The sequence below is a fragment of the Oscillibacter sp. CU971 genome, assembly GCF_905219725.1.
Taxonomy (GTDB): Bacteria; Bacillota; Clostridia; order Oscillospirales; family Oscillospiraceae; genus Oscillibacter.
Map to the genome: position 1 here is coordinate 1 of NZ_CAJMXG010000521.1, position 1,260 is coordinate 1,260.

The 1,260-nt window shown below is 53.1% G+C and carries 2 protein-coding genes; both read left to right on the forward strand.

Going from position 1 to position 1,260, the window contains the following annotated elements:
• Positions 1–413: DUF5758 domain-containing protein (locus tag JX325_RS17100; RefSeq protein WP_243414162.1), on the forward strand; the 413-nt coding region annotated here is incomplete at its 5' end.
• A 2-nt stretch (positions 414–415) separates the two neighbouring features.
• The coding region (locus JX325_RS17105) for a hypothetical protein (RefSeq protein WP_204792214.1) at positions 416–1,260 on the forward strand (845 nt) is incomplete at its 3' end.

Below are 1,260 nucleotides of genomic sequence, written 5' to 3' on the forward strand. Positions count from 1 at the left end.
AGGTGCCTGTCGAGGTCATCGAGCGGTGGTTGAAGGACGAGAGCTGGCGTGTGCGGGCTGCGGCCATGAACGCCTGCAAAGCCAACAACATCCCCGTTCCGGTTATCCGGACGATTGAGCCTCCCGAGAAGGTCTACAAGAAGTGTGTCGGCGGCATTATTGTTGTCGCCTCCATTCCCAAAGACGCGCAGATCCGTGGCAATGTCGGGCATAAGTGCCGCGCCAGTAAAGCCGTTATCGTTGAGATTATCGGCGACCTCTGCGGAGAGCAGGTCGGCATCTCCAAGTACGATCTGAAGACCCTCTACTATGCGGGTGATGAGGTTGAGATCGACAACTTCGACTTCAGCGATGAGGAGTGTTCCACCGGCTTCCACTTCTTCTGCACCATCGAGGAGGCCCGGCGCTACTAATTATGGCCGCAATCAGTCTCTTCAAGCACCAGCAAGAGGCCTTTGCAAAAATGCACAACGGCTGTATCCTCTGCGGCGGGGTCGGTTCGGGCAAGTCTCGGACTGGCCTCGCCTACTATTATACCCAACAGGGCGGAGAGCTTGGAGCTGATGATTACGTTCCAATGAAAAATCCAAAGGACCTCTATATCATCACAACAGCCCGAAAGCGGGATACCTGTGAGTGGGGGGCTGAGTTGGCTCCATTTCTCCTCTCGACCCATCCGGAAGCGAACTACTACAAGAACACCGTAGTCGTAGACTCGTGGAATAACATCGGAAAATACAAGGAGATCAAAGACGCCTTCTTTATATTTGATGAGCAACGAGTTGTAGGATACGGCGCATGGACAAAAGCCTTTCTCAAAATTGCAAAGGCGAACAACTGGATATTGCTCTCCGCAACTCCTGGCGATACTTGGCAGGACTATATTCCCGTCTTCATCGCGAACGGCTTCTATCGCAACAAAACCGACTTTGTCAACCAGCACGTTGTTTACGACTGGCGGTCTAAGTATCCTAAAATTGACCGCTATCTTAACACCGGACGGCTCATCCGGCTCCGCAACAGCATCTTAGTCGATATGGACTTTGACCGTAAGACAGTGGCATACCATGAGGATATCCCGACAAGCTACAACATCGCCAACTATCGAGATGTCACAAGGAAACGCTGGAACATCTGGGAAGATCGGCCTATCGAAACGGCTTCGGAAGTATGTCTCGCTCTGCGGCGGGTCGTGAACTCCGACGAGTCCCGGAGCGTGGCAGTTCTTGAGCTCAGGGAAGACCACCCCAAGGCCATCGT